Genomic DNA, 20,022 nt, shown 5'->3' on the forward strand with positions numbered 1-20,022 from the left:
GCACCATGGCACCGCGTTTAGGCTTTATTTCTCAATCACGCTATTCATTGCTGCCGGGGGGCATTGATTGGCCGGTTTATCTTTGCTGCCTGCGGGTTGTTTCACCCGTGCAGCCCCGATAATGGCAAGGGTCTGCAGCACGATGGCAAACCACAGGCCTGCGCTAGGTGACCCCGTTCTATCCTCCAGGAGACCGAACACATATGGTCCAAAGAACCCGCCGGTAATGCCAAGGCAAGCCAGTAATCCCAGCCCGCCAGCGAGCATAGGGCCGCTCATCAGCGTGGCCGGATAGGTAAAGATGATGGATTGCACGACGAAGAACATCGAAGCACCGATACAGAAGCCGATCAGCCCTAATACTGGGCCACCCAGCACGCCAATCAGGAAACCGACGGCCATCGACATAAAGCCGGACACCAGCATGATGCGTGAGCGGGAGGCGGTATTGGCATATTTGGGCAGGAAGAAGCCGCCTAAGGCTGCTGCAATCCACGGAATGGCGGTTAGCAGACCGAGCATCAGGGTGCTCATTTTGCCGTAGCTGTTGATAATGCTTGGCAGGAAATAGGTCAGGCTGTAGACCGAAATCTGATGGGTGAAGTAAATCGCCACGATCAGCATGAAAGTTTTATTGGTAAACGCCGTTTTAAAGGAAAATTTCTGGTTCTTATCCACCCCAACCGGTTGCTCCGCGGCCAGCTTGTTTTCAATATACTCAATGTCGGTTTGGGTCAGCCATTTGGCATCGCGTGGTTTATTGGGGAGTACGGCATACACATAAAACGCCAGCAGCACCGCCGGGAGCCCTTCCACGATAAACATCCATTGCCAGCCGTGCAGTCCACCCAGGCCATCCAGCATGAGCAATGCGCCACCCAATGGTGCCCCGACAATATTGGCGATACAGACACCGAGCAGGAACATGCCGACGGCTCTGGCGCGATCTTCACGGCCAAACCAGTAAGTAAGATACAGGATGATGCCGGGGTACAACCCCGCTTCTGCCGCCCCTAGCAACAGGCGCATGACATAGAAAGAGGTGGGGCCGGTGACGAAGGCCATGCCTGCGGAAATCACCCCCCAGGTGAACATGATGCGGGTGATCCAGAAGCGGGCTCCGACCCGCGCCATGATCAGGTTGCTGGGGATCTCCATGGTGGAATAGGTCAGAAAGAACAGACCGGCTCCCAACCCGTAAGCGGTAGCGGAAAGCCCAAGATCGATGGACATCGAGGCTCGGGCAATGCCGATATTGGTTCTGTCGATAAAGCTGATGATATAAACAATGATCAGTAATGGCATCAGGTGTTTATATATTTTTGCATTCGTTATTGCCGCCTGGCTTTTCGATGCAATATCTAACGGCCGGTTTGACATGATAAGGACTCCTCCTCATGATGAGGCGATTAAACAGGGTAGAGCTGCTCTGTATTATTAGAGGTACAGGTGCTCTATTATTTTAATGATTGCGCTTCACGTTTCCTGACGTTGGCGCGTTTATTGGATAGCGCTTTTTTTATGTTGGTGGTGTCAATTTTTGTCGTAAAGCTAATTTGTCTATTTTGCCATTGGCATTTTTCGGTAATTCTGCTGTAAAGACGATCTTTGAGGGTATTTTAAATTTGGCAATTTTATTGGAGAGCCAATGAGTAATATTATCGCTCACCAAGGGTTTATTCCGGTGCGCCACAATAAAAGCGACGGCTTCTTCTCCGTAGATTTCGCTGCTGCTGGGAACTATGGCAATTTCCTTGACGCCAGGATAATTCGAGATCAGGTTTTCCACTTCAATGCAGTATATTTTTTCACCGCCACGGTTGATCATGTCCTTGCTGCGATCTTTGATATACAGGTAGTTATCCTGATCGAGGCAGGCTATATCGCCGGTGTAGAACCAGCCGTCGTGGAAGAACTGCTGATTGGCCGCCGGGTTCTTCCAGTACTGGCTCATCACCACTGGCCCTTTCAGCCATAGATGGCCAATCTCACCGGCAGCAAGCACCTGGTGATTATCGTCGCGAATTTGGCAACTCAGGCCGGGAATGGGTAAGCCAGAACTGCCTATCTTATCGCTGCTGCGCACATCGACCGGGAAAATGCTGGCCGGTGAAGAGGTTTCTGTCAGCCCATAGATCGGCCTGATTTCCGTGGCTGGGAACAACTGCGCGAGCCTTTCGATAATGCCCACGTTCAAATGCCCGGCACCGCAAGCGATCATCCGCAAGCTGGCGTAGTTGCCCACCTGTGGATACTTTTCCGCTTCTTGCAACAGTAGGATAAACACCGTTGGCGAACCATGCAGGAAGGTAATGTTATGGCTGCTGACGGTTTTCAAAATCTCTTCTGCATTGAATCTTTGCTGCAAATGCAACGTGCCGCCAAGGTGAATAAACAGGCAGAGCAGAGCCGACAGGCCGGTAATGTGGCAAATGGGGATCGGCAGGATGGCGCTGTCTTGTTCGGTTAACTTGAGAGCCTGTTGGTAAGCCGTGATAGCCGCAATAAAGTTACCGTGAGTGAGCGCAGCTCCTTTCGGGGAGCCAGTGGTGCCGGAAGTATAAATAATTGCGGCAATGTCATCCCCTACGATGGCGGCAGGCTCTACGGGTTGGATCACCTTTTGGTCATCTGCATTACTGAGCATCAGTTGCCAATCGGCCAGCGACACCACATGGCTTTGCTTCACGGGTTCCAGCGTCGCCATCCACGGCTGGCTGTTGGGATCGTAAAAAACCGCCTTGGCATTAACACTGGACAGGATGATATGGCTGTCTTGCGATTTTAACTTGGTGCTTAACGGCACCACGATAATCCCAAGCGCCATGGCTGCATAAAACAGCGAGCAGAATTCAGGCCTGTTACCCAGAGCCAGGACGATCACATCGCCTTTGGCGAGGTTAAAACTCTCTTTCAGACAGTTAGCTGATAAATTAACATTATGATTTAACTGATTATAACTGTATTTATGGCCTTCAAAGAACAGGGCGGTATGCTCAGCTCGGCGGTTAACGCTCTGCTGTAAACTCTGATAGAGGTGTGTGATTTTTGCCTGCTGCATAGGTTGCCCCTTCACCGACATTTACTGATGGTGGTGAGTATAGGGAAAGGCAACGGTGCAAGAATGCGCAAAATTTCACATCTTTCTTCGGCAAACGGGGCTGACGCTTTGTATAAAATGCCAACCCTGGGAGGGCAAAAAAATCGATGTTATGACGTGCTGGTTAGCAAATGTTATCGAAAATGATAAAAATTATGATGAAAAAGGTGAGTTACGGGTTTTGCTTTTATGCAGATGCATAAAAAGAAGGGGGAGGGGATGACGCTCGGGCCAATCCCCATCGGCACCTGCGCATCGTCATCACGTTGGGATGGATCACACAGGTAACCGCACCAGGATCCTGTACCGGCGGAGAAGTGTCTCCCCTGAGGCAACTTAAACCTATGGCCGAAAAACTCGAGCAGTTCGGCCACAAATCATACGCACTTAATTAACCGCCAGCCGCAAAGCCAAATTATGCGGATAGGGGTCAAAGTATTTTTGCGTCAGCAGGTAGCGGTCTGGGTATTCGCCCAGGTAATGCTTCAGCAGCGTCAACGGCGCGAGTATTGGCAGCAGTCCCTCACGATAGTGGAGGATCACGTTATTCAGCTCGCCGCGCTGACGCGAGTTCAGCTGGTTACGAAAATACCCCTGAATATGCATCAGCACATTGGTGTGATTCTTGCGCGAAGCAGGTTTGCTCAAGATCGTCATCAGTTTTTCGCGATAAGCCACGAAGAATGCGTCCAGGTCTTCCCACTCGTGCAACGAGGCGACAAACGGTCCAATTTCTCGGTAGCCCGCTTGGTGGTGCGCCAGCAGTTGGAGTTTGTACCGGCTGTGGAAGTCCAGCAGCGCATGGCGGGTCAGGCCGTTGGCCTTCAGGGTGTTCAACTCGTGCAGGGCGAAGATGCGCTCGACAAAGTTTTCCCGCAGCACCGGGTCGTGCAGGCGGCCATCTTCTTCGACCGGTAACCACGGGTATTTCTCCAGCAGCGCCTTGGTAAAGATGCCTACGCCCTCTTTACGCCCGCGATTGCCCTTTTCATCGTACAACCGCACGCGTTCCATACCGCAGCTCGGCGATTTGGCGCAGACGATAAAGCCCGACAGTTCGTCCAGACGTGAGAGATAGGAATCCGTGAATTCGGCCATTTTCTCCGTCATATCGTCGTGTGGCGCTTGGCTGAAGCGCAGCCGGAAGTCCCCTTCGGCGGTCTCAACCAGGCGCAGTGCCGCACGGGGAGAGGGCAGACCGATGGCCATCTCCGGGCAGACGGGTTTGAAAGTCACCCACTGCGCCAGCCCATCCATGACAAAGCCCATGCGTTTATGTCCGCCGTCAAACCGTACGGTCGAGCCGGTTAAACATCCGCTGATCCCAATGACGGGTTGCTTATTCATATCGCGGTCCTTGGTCTTCGCAGAGGGGGGGATCGATGGTAAAGCGGCAATGCTTTACGTTGGCCAATAGATGAGTGAAGTAACGCTGGATCGCCAAAAGACCCTGATGCTCGCCAAACGGATCGCTCAGCCTGGCATCAGCATGATAGATCTCCGCCAACGCAGATGGCGGCTGGTTATCCAGCTTGCTGTAGTAATCAACAAACCGGTTGATGATGGATGGCATAGAGCTCATGAGTCTCACCTGGAAGTGAACAACGTAGCGTTATTGCATAGTTAAAACTTACACAATTATTTCTATTTGTCCAACTTTGGCAGGGTGATAATTATTTTCTCAGTAGCTTCAACGTATTAAGTTTGCATGCTCATGCTGTTAACTGCGCAACATGAGCATGCTTTATCTTCAACTTCCTTTGTAGGTAGAGTATCCATACTGGCTTAACAGCAGCGGGATGTGCAGTTTTTCATTGGTCTTGGTGACGGTGAACATCACCGGGATCTCTGGGAAGAACGACGTTTGCTTCTGTTGGTGGAAGTAGTCACCGGTTTTGAAGGTCACTTTGTAAATTCCCGGCAGCATATCCTGGTCCTGTGGATATAGAGATTTGATACGCCCGTCTTCGTCCGTTTTACCGCTAGCCAGCGTGACCCAGCTGTTTTGCTGTTCTTTTTCAAGCGTGACGGTGACATTCGGCGAGGGAATACCAGTCTGCTGGTTCAGAATGTGGACGCTCAGCGTGCCTGCAGGGGCACTGAATGCGGCAGGAGCCATTGCCAGAGAGGTTAACAGAATAAGACCGGTAGCTTTTTTCATCATGATTTCCTGTAGGGGTTAAACAAACAGGAAAAAGGTAGCATCCCGGTGAAAAATAACTATTCAACCTTTTGTGATAATTAACGGAAGAACAACGTCAAAGTGTAATGACCTCAAGAGACATCACCTGTTGTTGCCACAGTTCAATCTGTTGTTTGCGGACGGGGGTGAGTTTACCTGTCATGACAAGCAGCCATTTTCGCTCAGGAAACAGCTCCGGAGCCAGACTGGCAGGCGGAACGGGAAGGACATCAATGTGCTGCCCTTGACCAGTACGCTTGAGGGCTTCCAGCCAGATTTCACACGGGTCTGACAGGTACCAGCCGGTGATCAGATAGTTATCCCCTGCCGCTTTTTTGTCCCTTTCGAGGCAAAATGAGGTATAGGAAATGATAATGCCATCCAGGATCTCGCGCAGGGTCATCATCGCCGGAATATTGGCAGAGAATTTACTGCGCAGCGGGCGCAGCACTTCCGTGACCAACTCCGGGCGAGGATATTCGCGGCCAGAGTCGTAAATCTGCTGGCGCAGCGATTCGATTTTTCCCTCTTTAAGCAACTGCAGCATTTTCTCTTGCAGAGTGAGCCAGTTGTTTGTCTGACCTTCTACCGGACGAGCCAGCAGGGGTTTCACCTGGCTGATGGTTACCCCTTTTTTTACCCAGTCGAGAATTTTGAGCGCCTGCTGGACATCATCATCACTGTACTGGCGATGCCCACCATCGGTGCGCATCGGTTTAAGCAGGCCATAACGACGCTGCCAGGCGCGCAATGTGGTTGCGTTTATTCCGCAAAGCCGGGCAAATTCGCCGATAGAGTAAGCCATGATAGACATCCGATAACAAAGAACACTTTCAATATACTACGCATAATGCCGGCTTGTATGAAGTGTCGGGCGTTTGCACGACACTTCATACAAGCCGTGCCTCAAACCTCAACTTCACCAATTCTTTCCAACGCATCCACAATCAGATCCCAAAAGGCGGTTTCATCAAGCTTCACTGCCACCTGGGTATGGCAATCCGCCGGGGTCGGGAAGCGGAAGTCCGCGACCGTCATCCCCAGCGTCAGGGTGCCGGTCAGCTCAATATCGATGGGCACCTTACGCACCGTCATCACGTTGGGGTTGATCACATAGGCGACCGCGCAGGGATCGTGTACCGGTGGCGAAGTGAAACCCTGCGCCTGCTTATACATATGGCCGAAGAACTCGAGCAGTTCGACGACAAACTTCGCAGGACCGGTGCCAATGGAGGCGATGCGCGCGCTAACTTCTGGTGTAGCCAGCGCCTGATGCGTCAGATCCAACCCAACCATGGTTAACGGCCAGGGTTCGTTGAACACGATATGCGCGGCTTCCGGATCGATTTTGATATTGAATTCAGCCACTGCGCTCCAGTTACCCACGTGGTAACCGCCGCCCATCAGCACCACTTCCTTCACGCGTGTGGCAATGCGGGGTTCCTTGCGCACTGCCATGGCGATGTTGGTCAGGCCTGCGGTGGGCACCAGCGTTACGGTGCCTGGTGGGTGCGCCATGATGGTATCAATGATCAGGTCGACGGCATGGATATCGGCCAGTTGCAGGGTGGGTTCCGGTAAGACTGGGCCATCGAGTCCCGATTCGCCGTGGATGTCGGGTGCGACTTCAATTTGTCGTACCAGCGGCCGCGAGCAGCCTGCGGCAAAGGGCACTCCGGTGATGTTGGCAATGCGTGCCACGGCCAGCGCATTGCGCGTGACCTTCTCCAGCGTCTGGTTGCCGACGACGGTGGTGACGGCCAGCAGTTCAATATCTGGGTTGCCCCATGCCAGCAGCATCGCGATCGCATCGTCATGCCCCGGATCGCAGTCCAGTATGATTTTCTTCATGATTTTTCCTGATACAGGTTTTTTTTCGAGCATAACCTAGCGGCGGGTAGAGGGGTATGACCAGCGGGCCGTTTTGTTAACATCATCAAAGGATTGGATAAATCTGCCCCAGAAGGGGCAGATTGCTGGCTTAGTCCTCCAGCTTCAGCACCGGCTCTCTCTTCAGCACTACGCGCAGCACAAAGTAATACACGATGCCGATCGCCAGCCAGCTAAGGCCGAGGATTTTGGCTTCGATATCCATCTCGTACAGCACAAAGGCGATGATAGACAGGCCGACCAGCGGGAACAGCAGGTGTTTTACCCAGGCCTTGGACTTCTGGCGGATGATGTAGTGGTTAATCACCGACAGGTGCAGGATCAAAAAGCCCATCAGCGCCCCGAAGTTGACCAACCGGCTCAGGTTGTCGATGCTGCCGTTGAAGTACAGCCCGGAACCTAGGGAGATCACCGCGACCAGCAGGGTACTGACGTAAGGGGTTTTAAAGCGTGGATGTACCTTGGCCAGGATCTTCGGCAATTGGCGGTCACGCCCCATGGCGAACAGAATGCGGGAGATGGCGGCCTGCGCGACTAACGCATTGGCAATCCCCCAGGAGAGTGCCGTCGCCCAGATGGTGGCCTGCTTTAACCAGGAGCCGCCCGCCAGATTGGCGGTATCGTAGAACGCGGTATCCAGATTAGTGAAGTTTTGGCCCGCAGCCAGATCGGCGGCAATCCAGGTTTGCAGAATAAACAGCGACCCTACCAACAGCAGCGCATACAGCGAGGCTTTCCCCACGGCATCGGCCCCGCCTTTGCTCTCTTCGGACAGCGTTGAAATACCGTCAAAACCCAGGAACGACAGCACTGCAATCGACACCGCACCCATCACCAACGGCAGGCTGAATTTCTCGGCGTTGTAGAGCGGGTTCAGCGTCAGGCCACCGGAACCTTCGCCGGAATACAGTGCCGTCAGGCCCATCACCACAAAGATGGTCAGGATCACGATCTCCGCCACCAGAATGTAGCGGTTGGCCTTGGCGGTGAACTGGATCCCCACCAGATTGATCGCGCTGTTGATCACGATAAAGGTCACGATCCACACCCAGGCGGGTACTTCTGGCAGGATCGGGCCGAGCGCCGCCGCGCTGACGATATACAGCAACGACGGTACCAGGATGTAATCGAGCAGGATCAGCCAGCCGGCAAAGAAGCCGACGGTTTCATGGATGCCGCGCTGGGCATAGGCATAGACCGAGCCGGAAACCGGGAAAGCGCGGGACATTGACCAGTAACTCATGGCGGTGAAGAACATCGCCACCATGCCGATCAGATAGGCCAGCGCTACCATGCCCTGTGCGCCTTCCCACACGTAGCCAAACACGCCAAACGGCGCAATCGGCACCATAAAGATCATGCCGTATATCACCAGATCTTTCAGAGTAAGGGTACGGTGCAGTTCCTGCTTATAACCAAATTGTTCTACAGACATGGCGCTATCCCTAATCCAGCTGGAGGTTTAACTGTTCGGCAACGCTGCGTGGCAGCGCGAAACGGCAGGTTTTCAGCGGATCGACCACCTGACAGATTTGCAGATCGCCGGTGATGCTCAGCAGGTTGATGGCGTCGGCCAGCGAGACCTGGCTATAGTCCGCCACGAAGTGCGCCATATTGCGCGTTGCCAATTCGGCCGCTTGGTCCAGCGTTTTGGCGGATGCCAGGGTATATAGCGTATCGGCGGTGCTCATCATCGGGGTTGGCAGCGCGCGGTTTTTGACTACGCTCAGGTTCACCACTACCTCGCCGGGAATTTCCAGCCCGCATACCGAGACTTCGCCATCGCCCATTGCGGCATGCAGATCGCCGAGCGCAAACAGCGCACCGGGAACGTTAACCGGCAGCCACAGCGTGCAACCTTCGGTGATGATTTTGCAGTCCATGTTGCCGCCGTGAGCATCTGGTGTGCCGCAAGAGATAGGTTCTTCGGCCGGGGCGACGCCAATCACGCCGATCATCGGCTTTAACGGCCAACGCACGCCGCCGGGCAGCAATGCGAAACCGTCTTCCAGCGGCACGGTGCGGATCTGTGGCTGTTGCAGCTCATCGCCAATGACGCCCAGGCCTGGAGCGGTGACCATGACTGCCTGATGGCTGGTTGGGGTAATACGTTTAATCTCTACCCGTAACACATCGCCGGGGTTCGCATCCTGCACGTAAACCGGCCCGGTAGCCGGGTTGATGCGGCTCCAGTCCAGTTCGGTGAAGGCGGCCTGTTCGGAGGCGATTTGATCTTCGAAGCAGTCACAGGTTTCAAAACAAACGTCGCTGCCGCTGGCAACGGTGGCCACAGGGGCGTTATCGCGCGACATGGCATATACCAGGTGCGTACGTGAGATCTTTTCCATGGTGATTCCTATAATGAATAATGAAGCCGAGTTTTTATTATTTATGGCGATAATGATAATTGGGCGCACCAGCGCCAATTCATCAATAAATCACACCCGCAGGGGCGTAAGCAAGTGCGCGAAAGCGGTAGCAGAATGGGCATTTGGGTTGGATTGGCAGGATATGCTCCAAACAATTATCGCGGTGGTTTATTACCCGCAACTATGGCGGAAATTTCCGCATAACCGATCGGTTAACCCGAATGAATACAGCAGAGTTCTCAGTAGAGAATGGCAATCAAATGAAGGTAAATGCTTTCGATAATTAGCATTAATAAAATGAGTAACCATTTTTATAGCAGTAAAGGCTATATATCAGCTAGAGCAAACTTATTACCCTGGAGTGAACTCCAGGGTAATAAGGGAGCCTCAGCGATAGCCCTGATACACTTCCGCCACGCGTTTAAAGTATTCCGTCAGGTAATTGATACACACCTGCACCTTGAGCGGCAGCTTGTCCTTCTCGGTGTACAGTGCGTAAACCGGTCGGGGTTCTGAATGGTAGCGCTTGAACAGGATCTCAATCTCGCCGCGTTTGATCTCTTCGATGACCCACATCAGTGGCGCATAGGCAATCCCGGCCCCGGCCTTGAGCCAACGGATCATGGTTTGTGAATCGTTGGTCACGAAGCGCCCCTGTGGGGAAATACGCGTGCTGATGCCTTCGGGAGCCATCAATTCAAACTCACTGTCGGGCCGTACGCTGTATTCCAACCAGGAAAAATTCACCATATCCGCCGGTTTTTGCGGTGTCCCGTGTTGAGTCAGGTAGCTTTTGGCGGCGCAGACCACCATCGGCATCGAGCCCAGACGTTTGGAAAACAGGCTGGAATCCTGCAGTTCGCCGGTGCGGATCACTACGTCCAAGCCATCGGCAATCAGATCCGGGGCCGGAATGCCGGTGACCAGATTAACCGTCAAGCCAGGATACTCTTGCAGCATATCGGCGGTCATGGTCGCCAGGACGTTTTGCGCCATAGTGGACGAACTGCCGATGCGCAGCGTGCCTATGGGCGTATTGTTCAGCGCATAAAGCTGCTCATGGACCTCGGCGGCTTCCTGCAACATGCGGCGGCAGCCCTGATAGTAGATTTTACCGGCTTCGGTCAGGCCGATACTGCGCGTGCTGCGGTTAAGCAGCTTCACCTGTAGATCATTTTCCAGTTTGGACACTGTCTGGCTGATGGATGAAACACTCATGTCGAGCTGGCGTGCTGCCGCGGTAAATGACCCGCATTCAACGACTTTGGCAAACACGGACATCCGTTTTAGTCTTTCCATTGTTCACTCTGGCTTAAAAGTGATTTAGATCACAGATTATAGATGAGTTGATAGTAAGCAGGCTAATATAACGCGTCGGGTGTAAAGATCTTCTGAACGCTTGAGCGTGGTCAGCTATGCCGCGGTAAACTGCCGTGGCCGCACGATCCCTCCGGTTATCCATACATTCCCTCTCGCGGAAGCCTGCTGTTAGCTTAACCCTTTTTCAGGTTTGTGGCCTGGTCAACTACCAGATCATAACGTTTGGCGTCCGTGCGCTAGAATGTAAATGGAATGTGAAATCAGCAGGGAAAACCCCGGTGTAGTAAACAATTAAGGATAAAGTGATGAGTTTGCTTCCGGTTATGGTCATTTTTGGACTGTCGTTCCCACCGGTATTTTTTGAGCTGTTAGCGTCGTTGGCCCTGTTCTTCGTCATACGCCGCCTGTTGCAGCCGACCGGGATTTACGATTTTGTCTGGCATCCGGCGTTGTTCAATACCGCGCTGTATTGCTGTTTGTTTTATCTGATTTCGTGTCTTTTCGTTTGAGGCTGCTGTGAAAACTCTGTCATTAAAAATACTCCGCATCGCCATCACCTTGCTGCTGGTCCTGCTGGCGGCCATCGCCGTGTTCAAGGCCTGGGCGTTTTACACCGAATCGCCGTGGACGCGTGATGCCAAATTCACTGCCGACGTGGTGGCGATAGCCCCGGACGTCAGCGGTTTGCTGACCGACGTGCCGATCACCGACAACCAACTGGTGAAACAGGGCCAGATCCTGATGGTGATCGACCAGCCACGTTACCAACAGGCACTGGCCGAAGCCAACGCCGATGTGGCCTATTATCAGACGCTGGCGGCTGAGAAGAAGCGTGAAGCGGGCCGCCGTGTGCGCTTGGGGATCCAGGCGATGTCACAAGAAGAGATCGACCAATCCAATAACGTGCTGCAAACCGTGCAGCATCAGTTGGCCAAGGCGATCGCCGTGCGCGATCTGGCGCAGTTGGATCTGGAACGGACCACGGTGCGTGCGCCAGCAGACGGTTGGGTCACCAACCTCAACGTCCACGCAGGGGAATTTATCACCCGTGGTTCTACGGCGGTGGCGCTGGTGAAGAAAAACAGTTTCTATGTCATCGCCTATCTGGAAGAAACCAAGCTTGAAGGGTTGAGCAAAGGCGACCGTGCCGAGATCACCCCGCTGGGTAGCAACCGTATTATGCACGGCACCGTCGATAGCCTGGCCGCGGCGGTGAATAACAGCAGCAGCACCCCAAACAGCAAGGGGCTGGCGTCGATCGACAGCAATCTGGAGTGGGTGCGTCTGGCACAGCGCGTGCCGGTGAAAATCATCCTCGATGAGAAAGATCAGCAACACTCTTACCCGGCGGGTACCACCGCGACCGTGGTCATAACCGGCAAGAACGATCGTAGCATCGACAGCGGCTCGCCGTTTATCCGGCTGATGCATCGGTTGCGCGAGTTCGGCTAATGAACAACCCAACCTTTCTGCGGCTACGGTTTGCCTGCAAGCTCAGCTTTGCGATCGTTTTCGCCCTGTTTGTCGGTTTCCACCTCAATCTGGAAACCCCGCGCTGGTCGGTGCTGACGGCGGCCATTGTGGCTGCCGGCCCGGCCTTTGCCGCCGGGGGGGAACCTTTCTCTGGCGCCATTCGCTATCGCGGCTGGCTGCGTATTATCGGCACCTTTATCGGCTGCTTTGTCGGCTTGCTGATTATCGTTACCTGCGCTCGTGCACCGGTGGTGATGCTGATGCTTTGCTGCGTCTGGCTGGGGGTCTGTACCTGGATCTCCTCGCTGGTGAAGGTCGAAAACTCTTATGCCTGGGGGCTGGCGGGCTACACGGCGCTGATTATCATCGTCACCTCCGCAACGACCACCACCTCACTGCTGGACGCGCCACAGTTCGCCGTAGAGCGCTGTAGCGAGATCGTGCTCGGTATTCTCAGTGCGGTACTGGCCGACCTGCTGTTTTCCCCGCGTTCGATCAAACAGGATATCGATCGTGCGGTGGATCAACTGCTGGTGGGGCAGTACAAGCTGATGCAAATGTGTATCAGCGATGCCGGCAAGGAAGATATCGACCGTGCCTGGAGCGATCTGGTTAAAAGCACCACCGCTATCAACGGGATGCGCAGCAACCTGATGTTGGAGTCGTCACGTTGGCAGCGGGTCAACAGCCGCTTGCATGCGTTACATACGCTTTCGCTGACGTTGATCACCCAGGCCTGTGAAACCTACCTGATTTTGCTCAATCATCCGGATGCGGTGAAGGAAAATATCCGTGAGCTGCTGATGGTCCCGGCAGAAACCGCGCAGGAAGTGCATAAACGCCTGAAGCTGGTGCGCCAGGTGCTGGCAACCAACCGTAGCGATGAACATCTGCAAACGGTCACCGGCTGGGTGGGCGCAGCGACGCGCTATCTGCTGGTGGCAAAAGGCGTGCATACCAACAGCGGCATCAACGCGGTAGAAAACGAGATACTGGCCGGGGAAGTGGTGGTGAAGAGGCCGTCGGCGGAAGGCCACCATGCGATGATCAACGGGCTGCGAGCCTGGGCGGCGACCTCGATAGGCTGCCTGTTCTGGCTGTGGACCGGCTGGACATCCGGCAGCGGCTGTATGGTGATGATCGCCGTCGTGACCGCATTGGCGATGCGTACGCCAAATCCAAAAATGATGGCGCTCGACTTCCTGCTAGGCGTGCTGGTGGCGTTGCCGCTCGGTGCGCTGTTTTATATGTTTATTCTGCCGGAAACCCAGCAAAGCATGTTCTTGTTGTGTCTGAGCCTGGGCATCATGTCCTTTGTCATCGGTATCGAAGTGCAGAAACGCCGTTTGGGATCGTTGGGCACCTTGGCGAGTACCATTAACATCATCGTGTTGAGTAACCCGATGAGTTTCCATGTCTCCTCGTTTATCGACAGCGCCATCGGCCAGATTATCGGCTGTTTTGTGGCGATGATCGTGCTGTTCCTGATCCGTGATACCTCACGTGAACGTACCGGCCGCACGTTGATGAATCAGTTGGTCAGCAGCGCCGTTTCGGCGTTGACCACCAAGGCGGCGCGCCGTAAGGAAAACCATCTGCCCGCGCTATATCAGCGCCTGAACCAGCTGCTGATGATGTTCCCTAACGACATCGCCAAATACCGGCTGGCGCTCAACCTGATTATTGCCCACCAGCGGATGCAGATGACCGAGATCCCGGAGCGGGAAGAGCTTTCGGTGTTCCACAAGCAGATCCGCAGCACCGCCGACCACGTGGTCACCGCCAAGAACGATGTGAAGCGGGCTTACTACTACGATCGGTTACTCAAAGAGATGAATGAATATCAACAAAAGCTGGTGGATAACCTCGCTCCGCTTAGCGTCACCGGGCCGGTAAAACGCCTGGCCGATATGCTGCATCGCTACCGTCACGCGCTGATTGATTGATATTTTCACTTTCCCGCCAAAGGCTAAACTGCATGGTTTACGTCCCCCGACTACGGGGGCTAAAATGCATGCAGGAAGGCCTCACAAACCATAATAATTCCGTATCAATTGCGGTTTTTGCTCGGGCGTCAGGCCTTTTGGATGCGAAATGGTTACATCTTGGTCATCTTTGATTCATTAATTTTTGCTATATATGCAGGGACGGTATGAATAAACGTACGCTTATTGCGATGTTGATTGCTTTGCTGGTGGCGGGGTTCAGTGCGCTGCAGGGGGATGGCAATCGGGCTCTGACCAACGATTCGACCCCGGCGGCAGAGAGCATTGAACAACTGACGCAGCAGCAGCGGGTGGTCAGCTATGTGCAAAAGCACCAGCGTCTGCCTGACTACTACATCACCAAAAAACAGGCTCGTGAGCAGGGTTGGGATGCGCGTGACGGTAATCTGTGCAAGGTATTGCCAGGCAAGGCCATTGGCGGCGACCGTTTTTCCAACCGTGAAGGGCAGTTACCGACCGCCAATAACCGGGTATGGCGCGAAGCGGATATCAACTACCAATGCGGCCGACGCGGTGCCGATCGGCTGTTGTATTCCAGTGACGGTCTGATTTATGTCACGCGCGACCATTATAAGAACTTCATGCGGATGGAGTGAGCCGATGGGGAAAATAGAGTTCGATTTTAACCAGATTGCGGACTTGCCAGCGTTCTATCGCCACTTTGCCGAGCGGTTTGCACTGGGTGAAGGATTTGGCGCCAACCTGGACGCGCTGTGGGACGTGGTGACCGGCGACATCAGCCTGCCGGTCGAGATTGAATTTCTCAATCTCAACGCCCGCAGCAAACGCCGCTTTGGTGCCATTATTCTGTTGTTTGAAGAAGCGGAGGAAGAGCTGGAGGGCAACCTGCGGTTCAATATCCGTGAAACGAGCAGCACAGCGACGCATCAGCGGGGATGAACGGAGTCCATCCCGCAGCGATGCCGCTGACGATCACTGTTGTGCCTCTGCCAGCTCTCGCAAGTACTGGAAGATTTGGCGGAATGATTTTGGCGGCTTGTTAGCAGCCTGTTCTTTCTGTGCGTTACGTATCAGGGCGCGCAACTGTTGGCGATCGGCCTGTGGATACAGATCCAGCACGGACGGGATTGCGTCATCACCTTCTGCTACCAGGCGATCGCGCAGCGCTTCCAGCTTGTGGAACAGCGAAACCTGTTGGTTATGGCGGTTCTTCAACTTGTCGAGCGCGGTCTGGATCGGTTCGACATCGCGAGCACGCAGCATTTTACCGATCAGTTGGATCTGGCGGCGGCGGCCTTCTTTCTTGATCTTCTGCGCCAGTTCGATGGCGGCACGCAGATCTTCATCCAGCGGGATGCGTTCCAAGGCGTTTTTACCCAGTTCAACCAGTTCGGTTCCCAGGTCTTTCAGCGCTTCGGCATCACGTTTAATTTCACTTTTACTGACCCAGATAATCTCGTCATCGTCCTCGTTTTCGTTCTCCGGGACTTCGTCGAGCCAGTCTTCAGGCTGTTTGTTCATGGTAGGCTCCGTTAAAAAGAGGCTAATCCTAACAGGTTGCCGGCTTTATGCGAAATTCCACGCGGTTCCTGTTAGACTCAAAAGTACATCGGGCTGTGGCCAGCGGGTGCAGCCTGAAAGTATTTTGGCGCGTTATTGCGCGCAAAACCATGCCGACACGGCACTTTTCTCAACGATATTCTGATTAACTATGGCCGATTGATGAAAGTAGTCACCCAAGTTGCAGAGCAGCGCAAAGCGCTGGAACACGCCGTTTCACAGGCGCTGGAGCTGGCACGCGCCGGTTCCGATGCGGCAGAAGTTGCCGTGAGCAAAACCACCGGTATCAGCGTCAGCACCCGCTTCGGCGAAGTGGAGAACGTCGAATTCAACAGCGACGGCGCGTTAGGCATTACCGTCTATTATCAAAACCGCAAAGGCAGTGCTTCCTCCACCGATCTTAATCCGGATGCCATTGCCCGTACCGTGCAGGCGGCGCTGGATATCGCTCGTTACACTTCACCTGATCCTCATGCTGGCCCGGCGGAAAAAGATCTGCTGGCGTTTGACGCACCGGATCTGGACCTGTTCCACCCCACCGAACTGGATGCCGAACGCGGTATCGAGCTGGCTGCGCGTGCCGAGCAGGCTTCGTTGGCGGCCGACAAGCGGATTACCAATACCGAAGGCGGCAGCTTCAACAGCCATTACGGTATCAAGGTCTTCGGCAACAGCCACGGCATGCTGCAAAGCTATTGCTCCAGCCGTCACTCGCTCTCCAGCTGTGTGATCGCCGAACATGATGGCGATATGGAGCGGGATTATGCCTACACCATTGGTCGGGCTATGGGTGATATGGCCAGCCCTGAGTGGGTTGGCCAGGAATGTGCCCGCCGCACGCTGGCGCGTCTCTCCCCACGCAAGCTGTCAACCATGAAAGCGCCGGTGCTGTTCGCTTCAGAAGTGGCAACCGGTCTGTTTGGCCACCTGGTTGGGGCTATCAGCGGCAGCAGCGTTTATCGCAAGTCTACCTTCCTGCTGGATTCGTTGGGTAAACAGATCCTGCCGGAGTGGATGACCATTGAAGAACATCCGCACTTGCTGAAAGGGCTGGCCTCTACGCCGTTCGACAGTGAAGGCGTACGCACCCAGCGCCGCGACATCGTTAAAGACGGCGTGCTGGAAACCTGGCTGCTGACCAGCTACGCGGCGCGTAAATTGGGGCTGCATAGCACCGGTCATGCGGGCGGGATCCATAACTGGCGTATTGCCGGTCAGGGCAATGACTTTGCCGGCATGCTCAAACAGTTGGGCACCGGTCTGGTGGTCACCGAACTGATGGGGCAGGGCGTCAGCGGTATTACCGGCGATTACTCACGTGGAGCTTCTGGCTTCTGGGTAGAAAACGGTGAGATCCAGTATCCAGTCAGCGAAATCACCATTGCTGGCAATCTGAAAGATATGCTGCGCAATATCGTCAGCATCGGCAGCGATATCGAACTGCGCAGCAATATCCAGTGCGGTTCCGTGCTGCTGCCAGAAATGAAGATCGCTGGGCAGTAAGACCCCTCACCCCAACCCTCTCCCACAGGGAGAGGGAGCTGTTAGCCTCTGCTTTTTTTGGAAGTAGAGGCAATATCAGCAACCTCGCTCGTCCCCTCATCCAAGGTAAATCAGCCGGTGCTCATGAAGAATCATGATACTTTCAGTTCAACTCGATCGGTTCCCTCTCCTTTTGGGAGAGGGCTAGGGTGAGGGGGTATCTCAGCTCCTCCCAACTCCTCCGCTTCAACCTTCCTTACAAATATCAGGTATCGGTTTTGCCGTTCTGTGCCTATGTTAATTACGAGTTAAATAAAACAATAACGGGAAGGTGAGCATGAAGAAGACATTGAAAGTGTTGGCAGTACTGACGCTGCTGGGAGCCAGTTCATGGGTGATGGCAGTCGAACTGGCCGATGACATGGATACCCTGGCCGCCAATTACAAAATTGTATTGAAAACCGATTCTACCGATACCTTCAAACAGAGCCTGCAGAATATGCGCGCTGCGGCTACGGATGCCCAGAAAGGCACACCGCCGAAGTTGGAAAACAAAGCGCCAGACAGCCCGGAGATGAAGGAGTTTCGTCAAGGGCTGGCGAAGCTGATCGGGCAGATCGATCAGTCAATGGCGCTGGCGAATCAGGGCAAGCTGGAGGACGCGCGCAAAGTGGCGGAGGGCTTCAAGCAAACCCGCGATGCCAATCACAAGAAATTCCGTTAAGCGTACTGCGGTAATCAAGGTAGCGTTGACAAAAAGGGCGGCTGAATGGCCGCCCGGAAACCTGACTTAGCGGTGATACTCGCCCGCAGCCTCAGGTTGATACAGCAATTCCAGCACTTCAATGCGCGCTTCTTCGCCGTTTGGCAACTGCCAATTGATCTGTTTACCCACGTGCATTCCCAGCAGTGCTGCACCCAGAGGTGCCATCACCGACAACTGTTCAGCGCTGTCTTTGAGAGAGGCAGGGTACACCAGCGTGCGCACATGTTCTTCTGAAGTATGCAGATCGCGAAAACGTACGCGGCTGTTCATGGTGACGACGTGTGCAGGGATCTGCGATGCCGGCACAATGTCAGCACGATCCAGTTCAGCGTTCAGCGCGGCGGCGACGTCAGTATTGGCAAAGGCTGGCTGTGCCAGTAGCGCATCCAGGCGTTCCGCATCCAGCTCATTAATGGTAATGGTTGGTTTGGTCATTCCACTCTCCAGTCCAATCAAAGGGCGCCCTTTCTGCGCCATAAATTCGGAAAACAACACAAAAGCAACACCCCCGCACCTTTGGGAGCGGGGGTGTGAAAAATGTCGGTTTGTCCTACTGATAGTAGGCTGTTAGGGCCGGAAAAGAAAGAGATCTCGATCACGAAGTTTTTTGCGCCGCGATGCCAACTGGCAACTCTGCGTTGCAAACTCTTTTTGCAATCTCATTTAGTTAGCGTAAAAACCCCCGATTTTGCGAAATGGATCCCCTGGCGTCACTTAATTTCCAGTTCGAACTGGAAAAAAACGCGCTACACAAGCAATGCCCCAAGGGTTAGGGTAAAGACATCAAAGAAAGCGGGTAAAGGTAAAGCGCTTTACCGTTAACGGATAAATAGCTGGATCCAGAGGTGACTGCAAAGTGAATGACGGAACTGCTTCGGTAAATAACAGGGAACAGACTGACATCAGTGAGGCCGCAGCGATTACCACTCAACTGCTGGCCGATATTACCGCCATGTTGGGTGAAGAGAATATTTACACCAATGCGGTGCAACAACAAATGTTGGAATCCCATATCCGCGCGATGGTGTTGCGCTCAATAACGGGTGAACCCTTGCCGGAAGTTGATAAATCACTGTTTGATGAAATTTCTGCCGGATCGATGCAACTGGCAGAGCGAGTGGTAAATAAGTTTGCCACATTACCGATTGAAGAGGCGTATCTGCTTTCGGTTCATTTTGAAGTGGCTAAAGATAACGACCAATAACGTTTAATTCATTAAAATTATTCAGGAGAAAAACCCCATGGGACAAATTACCGTAGTGATCGGCGATCGGCTGGGTAAAGGCCAGAAAGTGGGCCAAGGCGTTGAAAATGCAGGTGCCAAGGTGATTGTGATCCCTGGCATGGCGGCGGATATGAAACTGGGTGACGTGATGAAAGCAGAGAATGCGCAACTAGGCATTTCCTTCTGCGGCAGCGGCGGCGCTGGGGCGATCACTGCACAAACCAAATATGGTTATAAATCCAGATATGGTATGCGTTCTATCGAAGAAGGCGTGACGGCAATTAACGAAGGCTGCAATGTATTAGGCTTTGGCTTTATGGATAAAGAAGAATTAGGCCAGCGGCTAGTGGAAGCGTATGTCAAAAAATACGGCAATCCGTAATGAAAGAAACTTATACTACCTCGGTTAACGTGGAAGGCAAAGGCGATAGTAAAGCTAAAGCCTTTGCCGGTGCATTAGCGAATGTACAGGGCGTGATTTTAAAATCCACCAATAATGTTCTGCTGCGTATCGAACCGCAGGATGTCAAAATATTAAAGGCGGAAGAGAGAACCACCAAAGAAAAATTTCTTTTCTTCTTCCTGGCGCGTGAAAGAAAAAGCTATGCCGTTTCATTAGAAATAACCGTGAACGTGACGATCATCAATACCGAAAAGGTGGTCTTCACCCAGAAATAAAAACGTTATA

At 53.6% G+C, this 20,022-nt stretch carries 22 protein-coding genes and 1 pseudogene; 11 read left to right on the forward strand and 12 right to left on the reverse strand.

Annotation, left to right across the window (positions count from 1 at the left end):
- Positions 1 to 24: 24 nt before the first annotated feature.
- The 9 genes and pseudogenes from ACX9GU_RS02900 to ACX9GU_RS02940 form a co-directional block, all read right to left on the reverse strand.
- Positions 25 to 1,380 carry an MFS transporter gene (locus ACX9GU_RS02900; protein WP_024527954.1) on the reverse strand — a complete coding sequence of 452 codons (1,356 nt, stop codon included), beginning with the start codon at positions 1,378 to 1,380 and terminating at the stop codon, positions 25 to 27.
- A 139-nt stretch (positions 1,381 to 1,519) separates the two neighbouring features.
- Positions 1,520 to 3,061 carry a class I adenylate-forming enzyme family protein gene (locus ACX9GU_RS02905; protein WP_473193794.1) on the reverse strand — a complete coding sequence of 514 codons (1,542 nt, stop codon included), beginning with the start codon at positions 3,059 to 3,061 and terminating at the stop codon, positions 1,520 to 1,522.
- A 426-nt stretch (positions 3,062 to 3,487) separates the two neighbouring features.
- Positions 3,488 to 4,447, reverse strand: coding sequence for a YbgA family protein (locus ACX9GU_RS02910; protein ID WP_473193795.1), 960 nt, complete (start codon positions 4,445 to 4,447; stop codon positions 3,488 to 3,490).
- Between the two features lie 10 nt (positions 4,448 to 4,457).
- A pseudogene (locus ACX9GU_RS02915) lies at positions 4,458 to 4,682 on the reverse strand (nuclear transport factor 2 family protein); the annotation flags it as partial.
- Between the two features lie 168 nt (positions 4,683 to 4,850).
- Positions 4,851 to 5,261: a hydroxyisourate hydrolase gene (gene uraH / locus ACX9GU_RS02920; protein WP_098929702.1), complete on the reverse strand. Its 411-nt coding sequence runs from the start codon at positions 5,259 to 5,261 to the stop codon at positions 4,851 to 4,853.
- 97 nt (positions 5,262 to 5,358) lie between these two features.
- Positions 5,359 to 6,087, reverse strand: a complete 729-nt coding sequence (locus tag ACX9GU_RS02925; protein WP_473193796.1) for a MerR family transcriptional regulator — start codon at positions 6,085 to 6,087, stop codon at positions 5,359 to 5,361.
- A gap of 101 nt (positions 6,088 to 6,188) precedes the next feature.
- A complete protein-coding gene (gene uriH, locus ACX9GU_RS02930; RefSeq protein ID WP_473193797.1) occupies positions 6,189 to 7,133 on the reverse strand; it encodes a uridine-preferring nucleoside hydrolase UriH in 945 nt (314 codons plus the stop codon).
- A 130-nt stretch (positions 7,134 to 7,263) separates the two neighbouring features.
- On the reverse strand, positions 7,264 to 8,607 hold the full coding sequence (locus ACX9GU_RS02935) for an APC family permease (RefSeq protein WP_065684759.1): 1,344 nt from the start codon (positions 8,605 to 8,607) through the stop codon (positions 7,264 to 7,266).
- Positions 8,608 to 8,617: 10 nt separating this feature from the next.
- Positions 8,618 to 9,520, reverse strand: a complete 903-nt coding sequence (locus ACX9GU_RS02940) for an acetamidase/formamidase family protein (protein ID WP_473193798.1) — start codon at positions 9,518 to 9,520, stop codon at positions 8,618 to 8,620.
- 13 nt (positions 9,521 to 9,533) lie between these two features.
- On the opposite strand from ACX9GU_RS02940, the gene ACX9GU_RS02945 reads away from it, so the two are divergent.
- The gene (locus tag ACX9GU_RS02945) at positions 9,534 to 9,824 is read left to right on the forward strand and encodes a hypothetical protein (protein ID WP_473193799.1); all 291 of its coding nucleotides are present in this window, start codon (positions 9,534 to 9,536) and stop codon (positions 9,822 to 9,824) included.
- A 104-nt stretch (positions 9,825 to 9,928) separates the two neighbouring features.
- Here ACX9GU_RS02945 and aaeR read toward each other — a convergent pair whose 3' ends face one another.
- Positions 9,929 to 10,840 (reverse strand): HTH-type transcriptional activator AaeR, encoded by a 912-nt coding sequence (aaeR, locus tag ACX9GU_RS02950; RefSeq protein WP_024483740.1) that lies wholly within the window; start codon positions 10,838 to 10,840, stop codon positions 9,929 to 9,931.
- Positions 10,841 to 11,166: 326 nt separating this feature from the next.
- Between aaeR and aaeX the strand changes: the two genes are divergently transcribed.
- The 5 genes from aaeX (at position 11,167) to ACX9GU_RS02975 (ending at position 15,240) form a co-directional block, all read left to right on the forward strand.
- Entirely contained in the window at positions 11,167 to 11,370 is a 204-nt protein-coding gene (gene aaeX / locus ACX9GU_RS02955) for a p-hydroxybenzoic acid efflux pump operon protein AaeX (RefSeq protein WP_021180732.1), read from the forward strand.
- A gap of 7 nt (positions 11,371 to 11,377) precedes the next feature.
- Positions 11,378 to 12,313 (forward strand): p-hydroxybenzoic acid efflux pump subunit AaeA, encoded by a 936-nt coding sequence (gene aaeA / locus ACX9GU_RS02960; RefSeq protein WP_021806979.1) that lies wholly within the window; start codon positions 11,378 to 11,380, stop codon positions 12,311 to 12,313.
- Complete coding sequence (gene aaeB / locus ACX9GU_RS02965) at positions 12,313 to 14,280, forward strand: p-hydroxybenzoic acid efflux pump subunit AaeB (protein WP_473193800.1); 1,968 nt, start codon at positions 12,313 to 12,315, stop codon at positions 14,278 to 14,280. Before aaeA ends, aaeB begins: the two co-directional genes overlap by 1 nt.
- A 206-nt stretch (positions 14,281 to 14,486) precedes the next feature.
- Positions 14,487 to 14,936 (forward strand): ribonuclease, encoded by a 450-nt coding sequence (locus ACX9GU_RS02970; RefSeq protein ID WP_473193801.1) that lies wholly within the window; start codon positions 14,487 to 14,489, stop codon positions 14,934 to 14,936.
- 4 nt (positions 14,937 to 14,940) lie between these two features.
- Positions 14,941 to 15,240, forward strand: a complete 300-nt coding sequence (locus ACX9GU_RS02975) for a barstar family protein (RefSeq protein WP_021180728.1) — start codon at positions 14,941 to 14,943, stop codon at positions 15,238 to 15,240.
- Positions 15,241 to 15,273: 33 nt separating this feature from the next.
- On the opposite strand, the gene yjgA is transcribed toward ACX9GU_RS02975, so the two are convergent.
- The gene (gene yjgA, locus ACX9GU_RS02980; protein ID WP_021180727.1) at positions 15,274 to 15,822 is read right to left on the reverse strand and encodes a ribosome biogenesis factor YjgA; all 549 of its coding nucleotides are present in this window, start codon (positions 15,820 to 15,822) and stop codon (positions 15,274 to 15,276) included.
- A gap of 201 nt (positions 15,823 to 16,023) precedes the next feature.
- On the opposite strand from yjgA, the gene pmbA reads away from it, so the two are divergent.
- Entirely contained in the window at positions 16,024 to 17,364 is a 1,341-nt protein-coding gene (gene pmbA, locus ACX9GU_RS02985) for a metalloprotease PmbA (RefSeq protein WP_473193802.1), read from the forward strand.
- Between the two features lie 316 nt (positions 17,365 to 17,680).
- Positions 17,681 to 18,067 (forward strand): cytochrome b562, encoded by a 387-nt coding sequence (gene cybC / locus ACX9GU_RS02990; RefSeq protein ID WP_473193803.1) that lies wholly within the window; start codon positions 17,681 to 17,683, stop codon positions 18,065 to 18,067.
- A 66-nt stretch (positions 18,068 to 18,133) separates the two neighbouring features.
- On the opposite strand, the gene rnk is transcribed toward cybC, so the two are convergent.
- Positions 18,134 to 18,544, reverse strand: a complete 411-nt coding sequence (gene rnk / locus ACX9GU_RS02995; protein WP_021180723.1) for a nucleoside diphosphate kinase regulator — start codon at positions 18,542 to 18,544, stop codon at positions 18,134 to 18,136.
- Between the two features lie 421 nt (positions 18,545 to 18,965).
- Between rnk and ACX9GU_RS03000 the strand changes: the two genes are divergently transcribed.
- The 3 genes from ACX9GU_RS03000 to ACX9GU_RS03010 are packed head-to-tail and all read left to right on the forward strand — an operon-like array spanning position 18,966 to position 20,012.
- Positions 18,966 to 19,313 carry a glycine dehydrogenase gene (locus ACX9GU_RS03000; protein WP_473193804.1) on the forward strand — a complete coding sequence of 116 codons (348 nt, stop codon included), beginning with the start codon at positions 18,966 to 18,968 and terminating at the stop codon, positions 19,311 to 19,313.
- A gap of 37 nt (positions 19,314 to 19,350) precedes the next feature.
- A complete protein-coding gene (locus tag ACX9GU_RS03005) occupies positions 19,351 to 19,716 on the forward strand; it encodes a glycine-rich SFCGS family protein (RefSeq protein ID WP_021180720.1) in 366 nt (121 codons plus the stop codon).
- Complete coding sequence (locus ACX9GU_RS03010) at positions 19,716 to 20,012, forward strand: DUF4312 family protein (RefSeq protein ID WP_024483731.1); 297 nt, start codon at positions 19,716 to 19,718, stop codon at positions 20,010 to 20,012. Before ACX9GU_RS03005 ends, ACX9GU_RS03010 begins: the two co-directional genes overlap by 1 nt.
- Positions 20,013 to 20,022 lie beyond the last annotated feature (10 nt).

The sequence above is a fragment of the Serratia sp. K1WW1 genome (assembly GCF_055790865.1).